Source organism: Janibacter zhangyanbonis, assembly GCF_050507325.1.
Lineage (GTDB): Bacteria > Actinomycetota > Actinomycetes > Actinomycetales > Dermatophilaceae > Janibacter.
The window spans coordinates 499,011-517,528 of the sequence record NZ_CP191481.1 but is presented as its reverse complement, the minus strand read 5'-3'; the positions used below and the strand labels follow the sequence as shown (position 1 = coordinate 517,528).

General features: G+C 70.5%; 14 protein-coding genes, 1 tRNA gene and 2 pseudogenes. 11 read left to right on the top strand and 6 right to left on the bottom strand.

Going from position 1 to position 18,518, the window contains the following annotated elements; genetic code table 11:
• Position 1: 1 nt before the first annotated feature.
• The 3 genes from ACQBJO_RS02560 to ACQBJO_RS02550 all read left to right on the top strand — a co-directional run bounded on the left by ACQBJO_RS02560 (position 2) and on the right by ACQBJO_RS02550 (position 2,720).
• Entirely contained in the window at positions 2–589 is a 588-nt protein-coding gene (locus ACQBJO_RS02560) for a hypothetical protein (protein ID WP_421007260.1), read from the top strand.
• 59 nt (positions 590–648) lie between these two features.
• Positions 649–1,365 (top strand): YcnI family protein, encoded by a 717-nt coding sequence (locus ACQBJO_RS02555; RefSeq protein WP_421007261.1) that lies wholly within the window; start codon positions 649–651, stop codon positions 1,363–1,365.
• 104 nt (positions 1,366–1,469) lie between these two features.
• Positions 1,470–2,720 carry an NAD(P)/FAD-dependent oxidoreductase gene (locus ACQBJO_RS02550; RefSeq protein ID WP_421007262.1) on the top strand — a complete coding sequence of 417 codons (1,251 nt, stop codon included), beginning with the start codon at positions 1,470–1,472 and terminating at the stop codon, positions 2,718–2,720.
• 6 nt (positions 2,721–2,726) lie between these two features.
• Here ACQBJO_RS02550 and ACQBJO_RS02545 read toward each other — a convergent pair whose 3' ends face one another.
• Together ACQBJO_RS02545 and ACQBJO_RS02540 are read right to left on the bottom strand one after the other, a co-directional pair.
• Positions 2,727–3,305 (bottom strand): dihydrofolate reductase family protein, encoded by a 579-nt coding sequence (locus ACQBJO_RS02545; RefSeq protein WP_430407141.1) that lies wholly within the window; start codon positions 3,303–3,305, stop codon positions 2,727–2,729.
• 760 nt (positions 3,306–4,065) lie between these two features.
• On the bottom strand, positions 4,066–4,461 hold the full coding sequence (locus ACQBJO_RS02540; protein WP_421009290.1) for a DUF4190 domain-containing protein: 396 nt from the start codon (positions 4,459–4,461) through the stop codon (positions 4,066–4,068).
• A gap of 184 nt (positions 4,462–4,645) precedes the next feature.
• On the opposite strand from ACQBJO_RS02540, the pseudogene ACQBJO_RS02535 reads away from it, so the two are divergent.
• The 5 genes and pseudogenes from ACQBJO_RS02535 (at position 4,646) to ACQBJO_RS02515 (ending at position 11,907) form a co-directional block, all read left to right on the top strand.
• Positions 4,646–6,012: pseudogene (locus tag ACQBJO_RS02535) on the top strand (ISL3 family transposase).
• A 750-nt stretch (positions 6,013–6,762) separates the two neighbouring features.
• Positions 6,763–6,954 carry a hypothetical protein gene (locus ACQBJO_RS02530; protein ID WP_421009282.1) on the top strand — a complete coding sequence of 64 codons (192 nt, stop codon included), beginning with the start codon at positions 6,763–6,765 and terminating at the stop codon, positions 6,952–6,954.
• Positions 6,955–7,641: 687 nt separating this feature from the next.
• On the top strand, positions 7,642–9,186 hold the full coding sequence (locus ACQBJO_RS02525; RefSeq protein WP_421009283.1) for a replication initiator: 1,545 nt from the start codon (positions 7,642–7,644) through the stop codon (positions 9,184–9,186).
• Between the two features lie 236 nt (positions 9,187–9,422).
• A pseudogene (locus ACQBJO_RS02520) lies at positions 9,423–10,669 on the top strand (IS256 family transposase).
• A gap of 155 nt (positions 10,670–10,824) precedes the next feature.
• Positions 10,825–11,907 (top strand): tyrosine-type recombinase/integrase, encoded by a 1,083-nt coding sequence (locus tag ACQBJO_RS02515; protein ID WP_421008217.1) that lies wholly within the window; start codon positions 10,825–10,827, stop codon positions 11,905–11,907.
• Between the two features lie 58 nt (positions 11,908–11,965).
• On the opposite strand, the gene ACQBJO_RS02510 is transcribed toward ACQBJO_RS02515, so the two are convergent.
• Positions 11,966–12,041, bottom strand: a tRNA-Ala gene (locus ACQBJO_RS02510).
• A gap of 89 nt (positions 12,042–12,130) precedes the next feature.
• Between ACQBJO_RS02510 and ACQBJO_RS02505 the strand changes: the two genes are divergently transcribed.
• Positions 12,131–13,414 carry an AI-2E family transporter gene (locus ACQBJO_RS02505; protein WP_421008216.1) on the top strand — a complete coding sequence of 428 codons (1,284 nt, stop codon included), beginning with the start codon at positions 12,131–12,133 and terminating at the stop codon, positions 13,412–13,414.
• Between the two features lie 13 nt (positions 13,415–13,427).
• On the opposite strand, the gene ACQBJO_RS02500 is transcribed toward ACQBJO_RS02505, so the two are convergent.
• From ACQBJO_RS02500 to ACQBJO_RS02490, 3 genes are read right to left on the bottom strand one after another with little or no spacing between them, the layout of a single operon-like run.
• Positions 13,428–14,264 carry a hypothetical protein gene (locus ACQBJO_RS02500; RefSeq protein ID WP_421008215.1) on the bottom strand — a complete coding sequence of 279 codons (837 nt, stop codon included), beginning with the start codon at positions 14,262–14,264 and terminating at the stop codon, positions 13,428–13,430.
• Between the two features lie 41 nt (positions 14,265–14,305).
• On the bottom strand, positions 14,306–14,959 hold the full coding sequence (locus ACQBJO_RS02495) for a GNAT family N-acetyltransferase (protein WP_255185225.1): 654 nt from the start codon (positions 14,957–14,959) through the stop codon (positions 14,306–14,308).
• The gene (locus ACQBJO_RS02490) at positions 14,956–16,353 is read right to left on the bottom strand and encodes a UTP--glucose-1-phosphate uridylyltransferase (protein ID WP_421008214.1); all 1,398 of its coding nucleotides are present in this window, start codon (positions 16,351–16,353) and stop codon (positions 14,956–14,958) included. Before ACQBJO_RS02490 ends, ACQBJO_RS02495 begins: the two co-directional genes overlap by 4 nt.
• Positions 16,354–16,376: 23 nt before the next feature.
• Here ACQBJO_RS02490 and ACQBJO_RS02485 point away from each other — a divergent pair, with 23 nt between their 5' ends.
• Both ACQBJO_RS02485 and ACQBJO_RS02480 read left to right on the top strand, forming a co-directional pair.
• Complete coding sequence (locus ACQBJO_RS02485) at positions 16,377–16,958, top strand: 5-formyltetrahydrofolate cyclo-ligase (protein WP_421008213.1); 582 nt, start codon at positions 16,377–16,379, stop codon at positions 16,956–16,958.
• A gap of 40 nt (positions 16,959–16,998) precedes the next feature.
• Positions 16,999–18,516 (top strand): potassium/proton antiporter, encoded by a 1,518-nt coding sequence (locus tag ACQBJO_RS02480; protein WP_421008222.1) that lies wholly within the window; start codon positions 16,999–17,001, stop codon positions 18,514–18,516.
• Positions 18,517–18,518 lie beyond the last annotated feature (2 nt).

Genomic DNA, 18,518 nt, shown 5'->3' with positions numbered 1-18,518 from the left:
CGTGACCGAACCGAGCCGGGGTGTGCTGCGAGTGGCGCGCACCCTCGCCTGGACGCTCGCGGCCGGCGGGCTGTCCACCGGCGCCCACCTCGCCGCCGGCGGCGGACTCCCTTCGGCCGGAGGGATGGTGCTCATCGTCGGGCTGCTGCTGTGGAGCGGTCTCGTCCTCACGCAGTGGCGGCTCGGCCGCGCGGCGATGGCCGTCACGCTCGGCGGGTCCCAGGTGGTCCTGCACACCCTGCTCTCCGCGGGGCACCCCGACCCGACGTGCGCGGTCGGCGGTGGTCACCACGAGATGGTCCTCGGGTGCGCGGGCGGCACCGAGATGTCCCATACCAGCCCGGCCATGCTCCTCGCGCACACCGTCGCCGCACTGCTGCTGGCCCTCGTCCTCGCCCGTGGTGAGGAGGCGGTCTGGTTCCTCGCCGGCCTGCTGCGACCGGTCCTGCCGGAGACGGTGCGGCGGGTCGTCATCCCCGCGCCGTGTGCAACCCCGGCCGTCGCGGACCAGCCGCGGCGGACCCCCTTCGTCCTCGGTGGGGTGGGGCGACGCGGCCCGCCGGCGCCGCCCGCTCCCACTCCTGCCTGACCCGCCCCTCGCCGTGAGGGCGCGGGCGGGCCCCGCACACCTCACCGAAGGACAACCTCATGAACCGCACCATCCTGCGCTCCGGCGCAGCCCTGACTCTCGCCCTCGCCGCCACGGCCGCGACGGCTCTGCCCGCCTCCGCCCACGTGCGCGTCATCCCTGACGCCACGGCGTCCGGCGGTTACGCGGCGCTGACCTTCCGCGTGCCCAACGAGTCGGACACCGCGTCGACGACCAAGCTCGTCGTCACGCTCCCCCAGGACCGGCCGCTCGCGACCGTCTCCGTCCGCCCGGTCCCGGGATGGACGGCGAAGGTGACGACGGCGAAGCTCCCCGAGAAGGTCACCGCCAACGACCTCACGCTCAGCGAGGCGCCGCGGACGGTCACGTGGACCGCCGACTCCGACGCGGCCGGCATCGCGCCCGGCGAGTACGCGGAGTTCGCGATCAGCGCCGGCCCGCTCCCCACCCCCGGCGAGCTCGTGCTGCCGGCGAAGCAGACCTACTCCGACGGCGAGGTCGCCGACTGGTCGGACGTCGCCGAGGAGGGCGGCGAGGAGCCGGAGCACCCGGCCCCGAGCTTCGAGGTCACAGCCGCCGAGGAGGGTGGCCACCACGCCACCACCCAGGACGAAGGGAGCGAGGGCGAAGGGGGCGAGCCCGCAGGGGGCGAGCCCGCATCCTCCGACACCCTCGCCCGCACGCTCGGCGGGCTGGCGCTCGTCGTCGCGCTCGTGGGCGCGGGCCTCGCGCTGATCGGGCGCCGCAGGGCCTGACCGGGTCACGGTGCGGCCCGGTCACCCCGCGACGGGGTGGCCGGGCCCTCGTGCTCGCGCCCGCGCGGTGCCACAGTGGGAGTGCGAGCGAAAGGACACCTGCCATGACCACGGACGCCACGCCTGGGGACCCGACCACCACCGAACGCAACATCGTCGTCGTCGGGGCCGGCTTGGCTGCGGCGCACGTCGTCGGCACGCTGCGCGACGGGGGTTACGCCAGCCCCCTCACCGTGGTCGGCGACGAGGGCGAGCTGCCCTACGAGCGCCCGCCGCTGTCGAAGGAGGTGCTCACCGGCGCCAAGCCCGCGAGCAGCGCCTTCGTCCACGACGCCGACTGGTACGCGCAGCACGACATCACCCTCCACCTCGACGACCCGGCGAGGGCGATCGACCGCGAGCAGCGCCGCGTCACGCTGGCCTCCGGGGTCACCCTCGACTACACGGACCTCGTGCTGGCAACCGGCGCCTCGGCCCGCCGGCTGACGATCGACGGGGTCGACCTCGACGGGGTCCACGTGCTGCGCACGATGGCCGACAGCGCGGCCCTGCGCGAGGCCTTCGCCGCCGCGCAGCAGCTCGTCGTCGTCGGCGCGGGCTGGATCGGTCTCGAGGCGGCGGCCGCGGCCCGCCAGGCTGACCTGGAGGTCACGGTCCTCGAGTACGCCGACGTCCCGCTGCGGGCGGCGATGGGCCCGACCCTGGGGGCGCACTTCCGGCAGCTCCACGAGGACCACGGCGTCACCCTCGTCACCGGCGTGCTCGTCGAGTCGATCGAAGGGAGCGACGGTCACGTCACCGGGGTCCGCGCCGGCGGCACCCTCCACCCGGCAGACCTCGTCGTCATCGGTGTCGGGGCCAGCCCCAACACGCAGCTCGCCGAGGCGGCCGGGCTCGAGGTCGACGACGGCGTGCTCGTCGACGAGCACCTGCGCTCCAGCGACCCGCACGTGCTCGCGGTCGGCGACGTCGCCAGCGCGCGGAACTCGGTCACCGGTGAGCGGCTGCGAGTCGAGCACTGGGACAACGCGATCCGCCAGGGCAAGCTCGCGGGGCGGGTTCTCTTGGGTGAGGACGCCGGCTACGACTGGGTGCCCTACTTCTTCACCGACCAGTACGACCTCGGCATGGAGTACGTCGGGCACGGCGGCCCGGACGACGAGGTCGTCATCCGTGGCGACCGAAGCAGCGGCGAGTTCATCGCCTTCTGGGTGCGCGACGGCGTGGTCACGGCCGCGATGAACGTCAACGTCTGGGACGTCAACGACGACCTGCGGGCGCTCATCGGCAGGCAGGTCGATCCGGAGCACCTGGCCGACGCCGACGTGGCGCTCGCCGACCTCACCGCGGGCTGAGTCGAGTCACCGCCGCACGCGGTACCGCGAAGCGACGACGCCGTTGCCGAAGGTGCGGCTGCCCACGTGGTCGAGGTCGATCCGGTCCAACCCCTCGGGCCAGTAGGGCCGCCCACCCCCGACGACGACCGGCAGGACGAAGGGCCGGTACTCGTCGACGAGGTCGGCGGCCGCGGCCGCCGCGGCGAGCTCTGCGCCACCGAGAGCGATCTCCCCTTCGTCGGACTCGGCACGCAGGGCCGCGATCTCCTCGGCAAGGCTGCGGGTCGCCAGCCGGGTGTTGGTGCCGGTCACCTCGGTGAGCGTGCGGGAGAAGACGACCTTGGGCACCGCCCGCCACATCCGCGCCCACTCGACCGTGGAGTAGTCGGACTCGGGCTCCTGGTCGGCGGTCTCCCAGTAGGACATCGTCTCGTGCAGCCGGCGGCCGAGCAGGTGCACGCCGACCCCCCGCAGCTCGTCGGTGTGGGCGGCGAAGACCTCTTCGTCCGGCTCCGACCAGTCGAAGCCGCCGTCCGGCCCGACGATGTAGCCGTCGAGCGAGATGTTCATCGAGTAGGTGACGAGGCCGGGCGTGGGTGCCATGGACCGACGCTACTGGCGAAGGGGGAGCCGCAACTCTGCAGGACCCTAGGGTTTTGCAGAGTTGGGGGACGCCGCCAGGGGGGGGGGACCCCATGGCGAAGCACCCCAGAACGACGAAGGCCCCCGGCGATCCGCCGGGGGCCTTGCTGGTGGAGCTGAGGGGATTCGAACCCCTGACCTTCTCATTGCGAAGGCGTGCTGCCGCCGAGACGCCCCGGGGTTACCGCACCGGGGGAAGTGCATACGTGCCATCCACACCCTGCTTCGCGGCGCCGGGGGGCACCTGGGGGGCACGAAGAGCCGGCGACCTGATAGCGGAGCAGAGCCGGTCGGAGCGGGTGCGGGGCAAGCGGCCGAGAGTTGCGATCAGGTGTGGATCGCAGGCGCGGAGCGCGTCCCGGATGGTGCAAACGCTGGCCGCTTGAGCCGCGCCCGTGGAGGCCGGATGGTGTAGCGCCGGGTCGGCGGTTCGCAGGGTGAGGGCACTCGGTGAGGTGATCATCGGGTGCCCTTCCTTGTGCTCGGTCGGCGACGAAGGGCGCGCAGGTGGGGGTGCGCGGAGGGCGAGGAACGAGCCCGGAGCGCGGGGGTCCCCACCGGAGCGGCCGTAGGCGACGGCCGCGGGCCGAAGGCCCGCCTTGAGTCAGTAGAGAAAGTCCTCACACCTTTGCCATCGGGCGGTCTGCCACCCTCCATTTCGGCTGATGCCCAGCTCGGTACGTCCAGACGTGTGAGGGAGCGACGTTGCGCCTGGTCTCGCTCAAGCGCCAGGCGGGGGGTCGATCAGCACGAAGTAAAGGATGAGCAGCACAATGAGGCTGATGAGCAAGGTCCCCACCATGCCGAGGATTCTGCCCACGACGACAAAATCTCGACGGCTGTAGGCGCCAGGATTGGCATCAATCTGACGAAGGACCCAGCCGCCCATAACCCACGCCACAGGTGCGATGAAGGGGACGACAGTCACCCCGATGATCCCGAGGACAAGCACCGCGATGGCCTGCGGGTGCTCCCGCGGGCCGTACATCATGTTTGGGTAGATGGGCATCGCCGGACCCGGTTCAGGCCGAGGTGCCGGTACGACCGCCAATTCCCCGTCGACCTCCGCCGATTCCGACGTCTGGTCCTGCTCGGCGTGCCCGCTCTCCTGCGTCATGCGCGAACCATACATGTCGCCGTGACCGGCGTTTGACCCCCTGCGGATAGCTCCAGATTCCAGGCTCTTCACCGATGAGTGTGGGGTGAGCGCGACGCGCCGGGGCGTGGGGTAAGGGTGGAAAGGGTCGAGGCCCTCGAAGATCAGAGGACTCTTACCTCTCCTGATCGCAAGGACCTCGACGATGCCCGAGCCTACGTTGTGCTGCCGTGTGCGCGGCGGCTACTGCGACCGTTGCGACGTGCTCGTCGGACTACCCGGGCTGCATGTGATCGCTGTCGAGCAGCACGGTGACGACCGGTTGGTCGTGACGGTGGAGTCGGCTCCGGAGCCGATGGGATGCCGCTCCTGCGGGGTCATCGCCCGCGGCCACGGACGGGTGGAGGTGCGCCTGGTCGACGCGCCGGCGTTTGGCCGGCCGGTGCGGATCATCTGGCGCAAGCGCCGCTGGCTGTGCCTGGAGCCCGCGTGCGGGGTCGGCTCGTTCGTGGAGCAGGACGACGCTGTCGCGACGCGCGACGCCTCGCGGGTTGTTGACGGCCCGGGCGTGCCGGTGGGCGATCGAGCAGATCCGCCGCGAGCACGCCAGCGTCAACGGGGTACGGCGCCAGCTCGGGACAGGGTGGCGGACCGTGTGGGAGTCGATCCGGCCGCTGCTGCAGGCCGCAGCCGACGACGTGTCGCGCTTCGAGGGGGTCGCGATCCTCGGGGTCGATGAACATGTGTGGCATCACGTCTCGACCAAGCCGATCGAGGACGGCGGACGCGGCCCGAAGGAGCTGACCGGGATGGTCGACCTGACCCGTGATGCGGGCGGGCGCACCAGGGCCCGGCTGCTCGACCTCGTCCCGGGTCGCTCCGGCGCCGTGTACAAGGACTGGCTCGACCAGCGCGGCCAGGCCTTCCGAGCCCGGGTCGAGGTGGCCACGCTGGACCCGTTCCACGGGTACAAGAACGCGATCGACGACCAGCTCGAGGACGCCCGCTCGGTCCTGGACGCCTTCCACGTCGTCAAGCTCGCCACCGCCGTCGTCGACGACGTCGTCGACGTCCGTCCGACGTGTCCAGCAGCAGATCCACGGCCACCGAGGCCGCAAGAACGACCCGCTGTACCGGATCCGCAACATCCTGCGCGCCGGCGCCGAGAACCTCACCGAGCGACAACGCGCCCGGCTCGAGGCGGCGTGGGCTGCCGACGAACGCCACCTCGAGGTCGAGGTCGCCTGGGTGTGCGCCCAGCAGGTCCGCTCCGCCTACCACCAGGCCACTCATGCTGCCGGGCGAGCGGTCGCCGAGAAGATCCTCGACACCTTCGCCTCATGCCCGATCCCCGAGGTCGCCCGCCTGGGCAAGACCCTGAACACCTGGCGCCGCGAGTTCCTCGGCTACTTCGACACCAACGGCGCCAACAACGGCGGCACCGAAGCCATCAACGGCCTCATTGAGCTCCACCGCCGCGTAGCCCGCGGCTTTCGCAACCGCGACAACTACCGCCTCCGCATGCTCCTCATCGGCGGCGGCCTCAACCTACGACCCCACACTCATCGGTGAAGAGCCAGATTCCAGTCACAGCCAAGAGAGAAGTCAACCGTGCCCGGTCGAGGTTCGCGGCGATTAGTCGCCAGCCACGACTCGCCTACGCAATCGCCCTACCGCTGGCCGCAGTCATTTGTTTGAAAGCATCGCTTCCACCATTGGTGACGTCCTGAGGTGCTCCTGAGTCAGCGCTCGCCGGCGCAAAGATCCTTCGACTCAGCGGAAACTTGCGAGTGGTGAGGACACCCCCCAGCTACGACACTGAGGCCGGCAATCGCCCACCACACGAACCAGTATGAAGCGCCATCAATTAAGCCGGCGATAGCACTTCCCACCCAAGCCAACATCGAGACATTGAGGGCCACTGTGAGAACCCGACGCCAGCACAAGTCGCCGCTGGGGTGCTGGAACCACAAACTGAGCAAGTTCACTACACCTCCTTGACACGGGCGGTGGATCAAGCGCCGGACCCCAGGTCGCAGGCATAGGGACGGCGGCACGGATCAGCTGAATGGCCCAATAGTCTGTGAAAAATCAGGGTTTCGTCAAGGAACGCGGCGAAAGTAGCGCAGGCTGAATTTGAGGGCGTACCTATGCTGACCCTTCCCGCGTGAGCCCACGCCGCAGACCCGTCAACGCCTCCTTCTCATTGCTGTCCGCGTAGACCCCTCCCCATGGGTCCTCCGCCCCGCCCTGCAGCCAAGCAAGCACGTCGGCAGGGTCCGCGTGGCCACCTACCCGGGACACAGTCCTGGATGTGCTTTAGTGGCGAGCATGCCGCCGTACGTGCGCTGGTCGATTGCCAGCATCGTGTGTCTCATCGCCGGGCCATTGACCGGCCTCTGGCTCGAAGGTGACGCAGCGACCTGGGCGTCGTTCTTGTTCGGGACCGGACTCATCGTGACTTTGATCGTGGCGTTCTTCAGCTGGTTTCGCTGGACTCAACGAGAAAAGTGATGGGTTCCCCCTTCGACCCACCTGAGCCGACAGCAGCCGAGCGACGCCGCGCCCTTCTCCTGTCCGGGATGGTGGTGCTGCTGATTCTCCTGTCCTGCACCTTGAGCACGCTCGCTCACGATGCGTCATGGTTTCGGCCCGTGATGACGGTGGTTCTTCTCGCCCTAGGCGCAGTGATGGTCGCTGGGTCCATCAACCGGGCGAAGTTGGCGCGTTCGCTCGAGGAACGAGAGAAGGGCTGAGGCCTTTCAGCCGGCATCGTGACTCCGCCACGGGCCGGCTGACAGGAGTAGACCCAGAGGTACCCCACTCTTTCGTTTGGATGGTCCAGACCGGCGCGCGAGCGTCAGGTCATCCACAGGGACCTCCGGCGAAAGATGCGCGGGCCCCTCGGGTGCGGCAAGGTAGTGGGTGCGGATCAACACACACATTGAACGGGACAAGTCCCTGGGGGTCGGCTCCCCACCTCGGGCCCAGTGCGCTCGCATCACAGATGGCCGTTACAACCACTTGACTGGATCCGCGCCTTGCACCCCCTCTATGCGGCGGTGCGACCGGCGTTGAGCGGCCTTGCGACGTCCGGACCCCTCACTTCTTTGCCGCGCTCCCCCACAGTCTGGGTGTGTCGCGTGAACCCCAAGGCCAGCACCACCGTTCACGCGGCACACCCTTCGTCCGGGAGGGACCGTGCACACCACCAGCGCGTCGCCCTCCCCCGACGTGGGCCCAGACCGGTTCCCCGGCTACGGCGAAGACACCCCACTCGACCTACCGGCTCTGACCCGCCCCGCGACCGCGCAGCTGATCGCCTCCCGCATGCGCGACGGCACCATGGATGCCTTCTTCGACGCACTGGCCGCCACCGGCAACTGCGCCCACCCCATCCGCCTGGTCGGGTCCTCGACCACCGTCGACACCACCACCGGTCAGGTCATCTCCACCTTCGACACCCGCGAGCTGCCGTTCGGGACCCTGCACCGCCCATGCGGCAACCGCCGCGCCTCCGTCTGCCCGTCCTGCTCGCGCGTCTACGCCCGCGACACCTACGCGTTGATCCATGCCGGCGTCAGCGGTGGCAAGACCGTGCCCGAGCAGGTCCGCGACAACCCGCTGCTGTTCGTCACCCTCACCGCGCCCTCCTTCGGGCACGTCCACGGGCACCGTCGCGGCCGTCCCTGCCGGCCACGACGACGAGATGACCGCACCCGCTGCCCCCACGGCCGGCCCACCTGGTGCAACCGCGTCCACGACGCAGACGACCAGATCAACGGGTCCCCGCTGTGCTTCGAGTGCCACGACACAGCCTCCGCGGTGATGTGGCAATGGCACGCCCCCGAGCTGTGGCGACGCTTCACCATCGCCCTACGTCGCGGCATCGCCCACCGCCTGGGCGTCCCAGACTCACGCCTGAGCCGACATGCGTCGATCCAGTACGCCAAGGTCGCCGAGTACCAGACCCGCGGACTGGTGCACTTCCACGCCCTGATCCGCCTCGACGGCCCCGCAGACGGTGGGATCGGTTCACCCGCGCCCGCCTCCGTGGATGGCGCCGATCTCGCTGCGCTCGTGCGCAAGGTCGTCCCGAGCGTGACCGTCCTGGCCGACCCGGTCGACCACGAAGACACCCCACGCGTGCTGGCCTTCGGCGCCCAAGTCGACGCCCGCACCGTCCGCGGAGGGTCTCGCACTGATGACCCGACCGGCCCACTGACCCCCGACCAGGTCGCCGGGTACCTCGCGAAGTACTCCACCAAGGACTCCGGAAGCTTGCACGGTCACGGCCAAGGACGTCCCCACCTCCTCGCCTTCAAACGGGAATGCTGCGAGATGGCTGGGCGGGCCGCGACCTTCCACGATGTCGACCACGACTACCAACGAATGGGTAAGTGGGTGCGCTGCTTGGGCTTTCGCGGTCACTTCGGCACCAAGTCCCGCCGATACTCCATCACGCTGGGCGCCCTTCGTCGGGCGAGGTCCCGCTGGCAAGAACTCGCCGCGGAGTCGCGCCGCACCGGCGCTCCGATCGACACCTGCGACCTCGAAGCACGCCTGCTCGCCGAGGACGCGGACGAAACCACCCAGGTCGTCGGGTCCTGGACCTACATCGGCACCGGCTGGCGCGACCACACCGAAGAAGCCATGGCCCTGGCCGTCGCCGCCCGCACCCGTGAGTACGACCTGTGGAAAGCCCAACGACGCGTGACCCGAAATGGAGTACAGAAAGGGGAATGATCATGAGCGAGAACAGACCGACACCTCTGGAGGGGCCATCGCTGCCTCGGTTGTTGACCACCAACGAAGTGGCGCGGGCCGTGCAGGTCTCACCTTCGACGTTGTGCCGCTGGAGTTGAGTCCCCGATAGTGGTGTAGCGCGGTTGCCGAGTTCATCACCGTGATGGACATAGGCGCGGCCACCGCGTGATCCTTCGAGCGAACGTCTCACAGCACTCTCGAACGGAGTCATCACGATGACCGCACCACACATTGTCGACCCTGCAGGCCTCCTGGGTGAAGCCCTGTCCGAAGCATCACCGGACATGATGCGATCGCTGCTGCAGACCATGATCAACGCCCTGTTGTCCGCGGACGCCGATGCGGTGATCGGCGCGGAGTACGGCCGGCCCACCCCAGGTCGGTCGGCGCAGCGCAACGGCTACCGCCACCGCGACCTCGACACTCGCGTCGGCACCGTCGACGTCGCCGTCCCGAAGCTGCGCACCGGCAGTTACTTCCCCGAATGGCTCCTCGAACGCCGCAAACGCGCGGAGTCCGCGTTGATCACTGTCGTGGCGACTGCTACCTCGCCGGCGTGTCCACCCGCCGCATGGACAAGCTCGTCAAGACCTTGGGGATCGACTCCCTGAGCAAGTCCCAAGTCAGTCGCATGGCCGCTGACCTCGACCAGATCGTCGACGAGTTCCGCCACCGCCCCTTGGCCGAGGCAGGACCGTTCACGTTCGTCGCCGCGGACGCGCTCACGATGAAGGTCCGCGAGGGCGGACGCGTGATCAACGCCGTCGCGCTGGTCGCGGTCGGCGTCAACGGCGATGGCCACCGCGAAGTCCTCGGACTGCGCGTGGCGACCTCGGAAACCGGAGCGGCGTGGAACGAGTTCTTCGCCGACCTCACTGCACGCGGCCTGACCGGCGTCCGGCTCGTGACCAGCGACGCCCACAAGGGCTTGGTCGAGGCCATCGCGGCGAACCTGCCCGGCGCGGCCTGGCAACGCTGCCGCACCCACTACAGCGCGAACCTCATGAGCGTCACACCCAAGTCGATGTGGCCGGCCGTGAAAGCGATGTTGCACTCGGTGTACGACCAGCCCGACAAGGACGCCGTGCAGGCGCAGTTCGACCGGCTGCTGGACTACGTCGACGGCAAGCTTCCCGACGTCCACGAACACCTCGACGCCGCCCGAGCGGACATCCTGGCCTTCACCGCTTTCCCCAAAGACGTGTGGACCCAGATCTGGTCGAACAACCCCGCCGAACGCCTCAACCGCGAAATCCGACGCCGCACCGACTCCGTTGGAATCTTCCCCAACCGCGCCGCGATCGTGCGCCTGGTCGGAGCCGTCCTGGCCGAACAAACCGACGAATGGGCCGAAGGACGGCGCTACCTCGGCCTCGACGTCCTCGCCAGATGCCGCGTCAACATCGTGCCCGCCCTCGACCCCGAGATCGGAGGCGACAACCTGCCCGCATTGACCGCCTGAACCACCAGAAGGAACACGCAGGCGCTACACCACTACCCGGGGCTTGACCGCCGCTGGCGTCAGTCCGGTGAGGGACCTCGGGTGACGTGGCTGTCCCCCTTCATCCCGCGTTACCGGCAGGAGGACGTGGATGCCTGGTTGAAGAAGGCAGCAGCATGAGCGTCCAGAAGACGCCGAACGGCCGGTTCCGGGCGAAGTTGAAGAGCGGACGGGTCGATGTCGCCAGCCGCGTCTTCGACACCCAACGCGAAGCGAAGGCATGGCTTGCTCGAGAGCGGGCAGCCTTGGCTGGCGGTGTTGATCCCCGCGCAGGGCGTCAGCGAGTCCGCCTCCTCGTGGTGGAGTGGCTCGAAGTTCGCCGGACCACCGTCGCGGCGAAGACCTATCGGGCGGACCAGGACCTGCTGCGGCTGATGCCGACGAGCATGCTGGCGCTGCACGTGTCGGCGGTCTCCGGGCGGGAGGTTGCGCGTTCCTTCGAGGCACTGCTTGCTGCGGGTCTCGCGGAGAGCTCCGTTCGGCGGTATCGGGCAAGTCTGTCGTCGTTCTTCGCTTGGTGTGTGCGGGAGAAGCTCGTCCTGGCCAACCCGGTCATCGGCGTCACCGTGCCCAAGCAGTCCGGCGAGGTCGAGGAGATGGACCCGTTCAGTGAGGAGGCACTCGAGGAGGTCCATGCAGAGTGGAGCACGGTCTCCCCACATCTGGCGGACCTGCTGCTCTTACTGGCGTGGACGGGACTGCGCTGGGCCGAAGCGAGGGCAATGCGGGTCGAGGACGTCATGCGGGTTCCCACGCCCGGCCTCCTCGTCCGCCGTTCCCAGCCCGAGGGCCAGCCGGTGAAAGCGACGAAGGGCCGGCGATCACGACGGGTGCCGCTGGCCAACCGCGTGCTACCGATCGTGCTGCGGCTGACGGAGGGCAAGGCACAAGGAGACCTGCTCTTCACCACCGAGCGCGGGTCGCAGCTGCACCGCTCAGCAGTGCTGCGCACCTTGAACTGGTCCACGACCGGTCGAGGTCGCCGGGTGCACGACCTGCGGCACACGGCTGCGTGCCTCTGGCTCAGTCGCGGGGTCGATCCCGGGACGGTGCAAGCGTGGATGGGGCACGAGTCCATCGCGACGACGAACCGGTACCTGCACTTCCTCGGCACGGGTGCTGACCGGGCGGGGCTGGAGCGGCTCAATTCCACGCCGGGGGGCACCCGGGGGGCAGATCAGGAGGCGAGGTCGGAATGACAAAGAGAAACCCCGGCCACAGAACCAGCGATTTCGCTGCTGTGCCGGGGATCTCCGGTGGTGGAGCTGAGGGGAATCGAACCCCTGACCTTCTCATTGCGAACGAGACGCGCTACCAACTGCGCCACAGCCCCGAGAACGACGGCAACCATAACACCGGGGTGGCCGTGGCTCGCAATCCGGGCGACTAGAGTCGGCGGACCATGGACCTGTGAGGAGCCGCATGAGCGACCAGCGCCGCCCGAAGGGGGTGCGGCTGCCCCGCATCACCCGCCGCCTGCCCCAGCTGCCGGCGGCCCCGCCGCCGGAGCGGCAGATCGTCATCCAGACCACGACGCCGACGCCGTCGGCCCCGCCGACGGTGCCGCCGACCTTCCGCGCGGCCTCGGAGTGGGTGTGGCGCTCGCTGATCATCGGCGTCGGGGTCCTCGCGCTGCTGTGGCTCATCTCGAAGCTCTCCGAGGTCGTCTTCCCGGTCATCATCGCGCTGCTGCTCGCGGCTCTGCTCGAGCCGCTCTACCAGCGCCTGCGGATCGTCCTGCCTCGCGGGCTGGCCGCGGGCGTCACGGTGCTCGGCACGCTCGCGGTCCTCGTCGCGCTCTTCAGCTTCGTCGGCAACCAGTTCACGACCCAGCTGGGCGACATCGTCGGGCAGGTGACCCAGGGCGTGAACCAGTCGCGCCAGTGGATCGTCGACACCTTCGGCCTCACCGAGGGCCAGATCACGACCTGGCTGACCGACCAGTGGGCCAAGGTCAGCCAGCAGCAGGACGTCGGCGCCCGGGCGACCCAGGCCGGCCTGACCGTCGGCCACCTGCTCACCGGCTTCTTCCTCGCGATGTTCTCGCTCTTCTTCTTCCTCTACGACGGCCCGGGCATCTGGGCGTGGATCGTGCGCCTCTTCCCCCGCGGTGCCCGCGCCAAGGTCCTCTCCTCGGGTGCCATCGCGTGGAACCAGCTCAAGGCCTTCACCCGCGCGACGATCCTCGTCGCCGCGACCGACGCCCTCGGCATCGGGCTGGGCGCACTCCTGCTGGGCGTCCCCTTCGCCTCCGGCATCGCGCTGCTCGTCTTCGTGGGGTCCTTCGTCCCGATCGTCGGCGCGCTGCTGTCCGGCTTCGTCGCGGTCGTCCTGGCCTTCGTCGCCAAGGGGCCGATCACCGCCCTGATCATGCTCGGCGTCGTCGTCGCGGTGCAGCAGCTCGAGTCGCACGTGCTCCAGCCCCTGCTCCTCGGCCGGGCCGTGCGGGTCCACCCGCTCGCGGTCATCCTCGCCATCGCGACGGGCATCATCGTCGGCGGCGTCATCGGTGCTCTCGTCGCCGTTCCGACCGCGGCCGTGCTCAACGCCGTCGGCCACAACCTCCTCGAACCCTTGCCGGAGGACGCCGACGAACCGTCAGACCTCGTGGAGTCACCTGCCGAGGCGGCGGAGATCCGTGAGGACGTCGCCGAGGCGGACGAGCGGGCCGAGCTCGACCCGGGAGAGTCCCCCTACGACGTCTGAGGGACGAAGGGGGTCAGCCCCAGCCCGCGATGGCCGGCAGCTCGTCGTCCTCGACGTCGATGACCTGCGGCACCTCGTCGGCGGGCACGGCCGGCGCGGCCGGAGCCGCCATCGGAGCCGGCTCGGGACGGTGGGCGGCGGCCTTCATCGTGTAGACGGGGCGGGGCACGGGGGTCGGCTGCCAGGTGCCCGGCTCCGGCTCGGCCTCGGCGACCGGGGTCGCGACCTCGGCCTCGGGCTCGACGGCCGGGGCGGCAGCAGCGACGTCGTAGATGCGCTCGGGCGCGCAGCGGGGGGCAGCGGCCGGAGCAGCGCTGGCACGCGGCGCGCTCGGCGCGGCGGGGCGGGCGGCGACGCGCTCGCGCGAGCGAGCGGCAGCCCGCTCGGCAGCCCGGGCCGTGCGCTCGGCCTGCACCGCCTGGCGCAGCCAGCCGAAGGCCGCGACGGTGCCGACGAGCCAGGCGAGCGCCACCCACCAGGGCAGCGGACCGAAGGCCGCGACGAGGGCGACGACGGGCAGCAGCACGAGCATCGTCAGCAGGGCCAGACCACGCACCCGCCGCGGGGCACCGACGACCGGCTCGGCGAGGCGACCACGCTGCGGGGCCTCGGCGTGCTTGACCGTCACCTCGGGTCGCGCGGCGCGCACCGGAGCGACGGAGTAGGAGCGCGGGGTCGGCTCGGCCGACTCCCGTCGCAGGCGGTGGTCGTCGAGGACCCGCATGGCAGCGGAAAACCGGTCGACGGACCGCACGGTGGAGAGGTGGTCGCGGCGCTTGATCCAGTACTGGAGGAGGTAGACAGCCCAGATCGCCACGACGAGGACGAAGATGAGGCTGCTCGGCTGCACGAGGACAACGCTATGAGGGCAAACGCTTCGCGGCGCGCAGGTTACTCGGTGTGTCGCGTACGTGACGGATGGTGTTGGTGTGACAGACGTGCCATGAGCCCTCCGGGACCGAGCTCCTCGCGCACGACGGCGAAGCTGCGGTGGTCGCGCCAGTCGCCGTCGATGTGCAGGTAGGCCCGCCGCACACCCTCCTCGCGCAGCCCGAGCTTCGTCGCGACGACCAGGCTCGGTGCGTTCTCCGGGCGGATCTCGAGCTGCACGCGGTGCAGGTTGCGACCCTGCGGGTCCATGAGGTGGTCGGCGATCATCGCGACCGCCGTCGGCGCGATGCCGCGTCCCGCGACCTCCCGCCCGACCCAGTAGCCGATGCTCGCCGAGCGCAGCGCCCCCTCGACGATGCTGCTCGCCGAGACCATGCCGACGATGCGGCCGCCGACGACGATCAGCAGGCTCAGCCCGCCGCCCGAGCGGGCCTCCGCCCGCAGAGCCCGCACATAACCACCGAAGTCCGCCGCGATGTCCCGCCGCGCCGGCCCGCCCGGCGGCACCGTCGGGTCCCACGGCCGCAGCCAGTCGGCATTGCGCTCCCGCAGCGCGATGAACTCGGCGCGGTCCCCCCTTCGCACCGGTCGAAGGGAGACCCCCTCGCCTGCCGGGGTGGCCCCGGTGAGGACGACCTCTCGCGAGCGCCTCACTGCGGCAACGTGACTCGGCCCTCGAGCCGGGTCCCGTCCGCCACCGTCGCCGGCTCCGCGGCGACGACCTCGACGTCGCCGGCCGCCGCGACATCGGCGCCGAAGGTCACGTCACCCTCGACGGCGAAGCTCGTGCACTCGCGCAGCGAGGGCACCCCCGAAGGGAAGCGCGCGTCGAAGTCGGCGATGAACTTGTAGGCCCCGTCGAGGCTCACCCGCGGGTCCTTGCGGTCGATGAGCGAGACGACCCGCGACGCCTCGTCGAGCTCGAAGACGTCGCTGCGCAGCAGGAGCAGCTCGTTGGTCGTCTTGACCGGGCGAAACCGCGAGCGCGGCACGCGCAGCGCGACGCTGCCCTCGAAGGCCTCGACCGCGGTCCCCATCGCCGACTCGATCTGGATGATCGGCGTCGAGTCGGCGCGCGTCGGGTCGACGGTCTTGCGGTTGATGATGATCGGCAGCCCGAGCACGCCGTCGCGCTCGCGCAGCAGCGCGTCGAGCTCGTCGAGGCCGACCCAGAGGTTGTTGGTGTTGAACCACCCGTGCCGCGAGGTGTCCTGGAAGAGGTCCTCCTCGCCGTCGACGACCATCGCGGACTCGCGCAGGACGATCCGGCCGTCGCTCTTGCGCACCGCGACGTGGCCGCCCTTGCGGTCGTTGGCCGTCCGCTCGGCGACCTCCGCGGCGAAGGGGATGCCCTCGGCGATCAGCCAGGCCGCGATGTCGGGGTCGCAGGTCGCGCCGAGGTTGTCGGCATTGGAGATGAAGGCATAGCGGATGCCGGCCGCGCGCATCTGGTCGAGCAGGCCCGAGGCGGCGAGCGAGACGTAGACGTCGCCGTGGCCGGGCGGGCACCACTCGAGCTCGGGGTCGTCGGGCCACGAGACCGGGGCGAGGGTCTGCGCGTCGAGCTTCGGCTCCATGCTCTGCACGAAGTCGAGCGGCAGGTCCTGGCGCGCCAGCTGCGGGTAGCGCTCGAGGATCTCGAGCGAGGCCTCGCGGGTGCGGAAGGAGTTCATCAGCACGAGCGGCGGACGGGTGCCGAAGCGCTCCTCGAGCCCGATGAGCTGGCGGGCGATGATGTCGAGGAAGGTCAGCCCGTCACGGGCGATGACGGCCGACTTCGGCCCGGACATCCCCATGCTCGTGCCGAGACCGCCGTTGAGCTTGATGACGGCGACCTGGGCCATCGCGGCGCGGCGCTCGTCGTCGCTCACCTCGATGGCGGCGAGCTCGGGCGGGTCGACGAGCGGCTCGATGCTCTCCTCGGGGATCGTGCCCTGGGCACCGTCGGCGAGCTGCTGCCAGTAGTCCTCGAAGACGGCCACGGCCCGCCGGTCCACCCCGCGCCCGGCCATCTTGGCGACGGCCGCGTCACGCCCTTCTGCTCCCATGCCGGTCACCCTACGATGCCGCCATGTCACCAGGCGCGAGGACGAAGGGAGAGGTCCGTCGCCTTCTGCGGGCTCAGCGGCGGGCGCTCGCCGCCTCCCGCGACCTCGCCTCGGACGGAGCGGCGCTCGCCCACGCCCTGCTCGCGGACCCGCCGCCGGGCTGGCCCGGAGCCCGGTCCGGCACGCGGCCCGGCACCCCGACGACGGTCCTGTCCTACGAGTCGCTCCCCCACGAGCCGCCGACCGAAGCAGTCAACTCCGCCCTGCAGGCGGCCGGGCACCGCGTGCTCGTGCCGATCACGCTGCCCGACATGCGCCTCGACTGGTGCGACCTCGCCGACCCCGAGCGCACCCCCCTCGGCATCGACACCCCGACCGGCGCCGACCTCGTGCTCACCCCCGCGCTCGCCGTCGACACCACCGGCACCCGCCTGGGGCAGGGCGGCGGGTGCTACGACCGGGTGCTGCCGATGCTCGCCGAGGGGGCCCCCTTCGTCGTCCTGCTGCATCCCGGCGAGCTCACCGACGAGGCCCTGCCGGCCGACCCGCACGACGTGCCCGTCCACCTCGTGCTGACGGCCGACGGACTCACCCGCATCGCCTGAGACACTGACCCCGGACAACAGAGGAGATGGTCGCGTGACGATGACCGAGCAGGCAGCCGGCTTCGGGCTGGGCCAGCTCTCGGTCGTCCTCCTCACCGGCTCGCTCGTCCTCGTCGTCGCCGTCGCCGCCGTGCGACTGGCCTCCCACTCGGGACTGCCGACGCTCCTGCTCTACCTGGCCATGGGTCTGGCGCTGGGCAAGGAGGGGCTGGGTGTCCCCTTCGACTCCGAGCAGGCGGCGCAGGTGCTCGGCTACTGCGCCCTCGTGCTCATCCTCGTCGAGGGCGGCCTGACGACGACGTGGTCCTCGATCCGCAGCTCCGTCGCGCCCGCGCTCGCCCTGTCGACCGTCGGCGTGCTCGTGTCCGTCGGGGTCGTCGCCGTCGCGCTGCACCAGATCCTGCACACCGACTGGCAGATCAGCCTGCTCATCGGCGCGATCCTCGCCTCGACCGACGCCGCCGCCGTCTTCTCCGTGCTGCGGGTCGTGCCGCTGCCGCGCCGACTGTCGGGGATGCTCGAGGCCGAGTCGGGCTTCAACGACGCCCCCGTGGTCCTGCTCGTCACCGCCCTGTCGCTGCAGATCGCCCACCCCGCCGATGCCGAACCCTGGTGGGCCATCGGGCTGCTCGCCGTCGCCGAGCTCGCCGGCGGTGCCGCGATCGGCCTCGTCCTCGGCTTCCTCGGCGGCAAGCTCATGCGGCGCCTCGCGCAGGGCACGTCGGGCCTGTTCTCCCTCGGGGTCGTCGCCATCGGCGTGCTCGCCTACGCCTCCGCCGCGACGGTCCACGCCTCCGGCTTCATCGCCTGCTACCTCGCGGCGCTCGTCCTGGGCAACATGCACCTGCCCCACCGGCAGGCGGTCACCGGATTCGCCGAGGCGCTCGGCTGGCTCGCGCAGATCGGGCTCTTCGTCATGCTCGGCCTGCTCGCGACGCCCTCGGGGTTCTTCGACGAGGTGCCGCGGGCGATCCTCGTCGGCCTCGTCCTGCTCCTCGTGGCCCGGCCGCTGTCGGTCCTCGTCTCGCTCACCCCCTTCGGCATCCCGTGGCGCGAGCAGGCCTTCATCTCCTGGGCCGGGCTGCGCGGCGCGGTGCCCGTCGTCCTCGCGACCGTGCCGGTGACCAACTCCGTGCCCGGCGTCGAGTGGGTCTTCGACCTCGTCTTCATGCTCGTCGTGATCTTCACCCTCGTGCAGGCGCCGCTGCTGCCGTGGATGGCCCGGCACCTGCGGGTCACCGAGCCGGCCGTGGCCACCGGAGTCGTCGTCGAGGCGGTGCCCCTGGAGCAGCTCGGCGCGGAGATGCTCGAGGTGGCCGTCCCGCCGGGGTCTCGCCTCGCCGGCGTCGAGATCTACGAGCTTCGCCTTCCGAAGGGGGCGAATGTCTCGCTCGTCGTCCGCGACCGCGACACCTTCGTCCCCGACGCGCACACCCGCCTGTGGACGGGTGACCGGCTGCTCGTCGTCACCCCCGGCGACGTGCGCGAGGCGACGGAGCGTCGCTTCCGTGCCGTATCGCGGTCGGGGCGTCTGGCCGGGTGGCGGAGCGACGTATGATA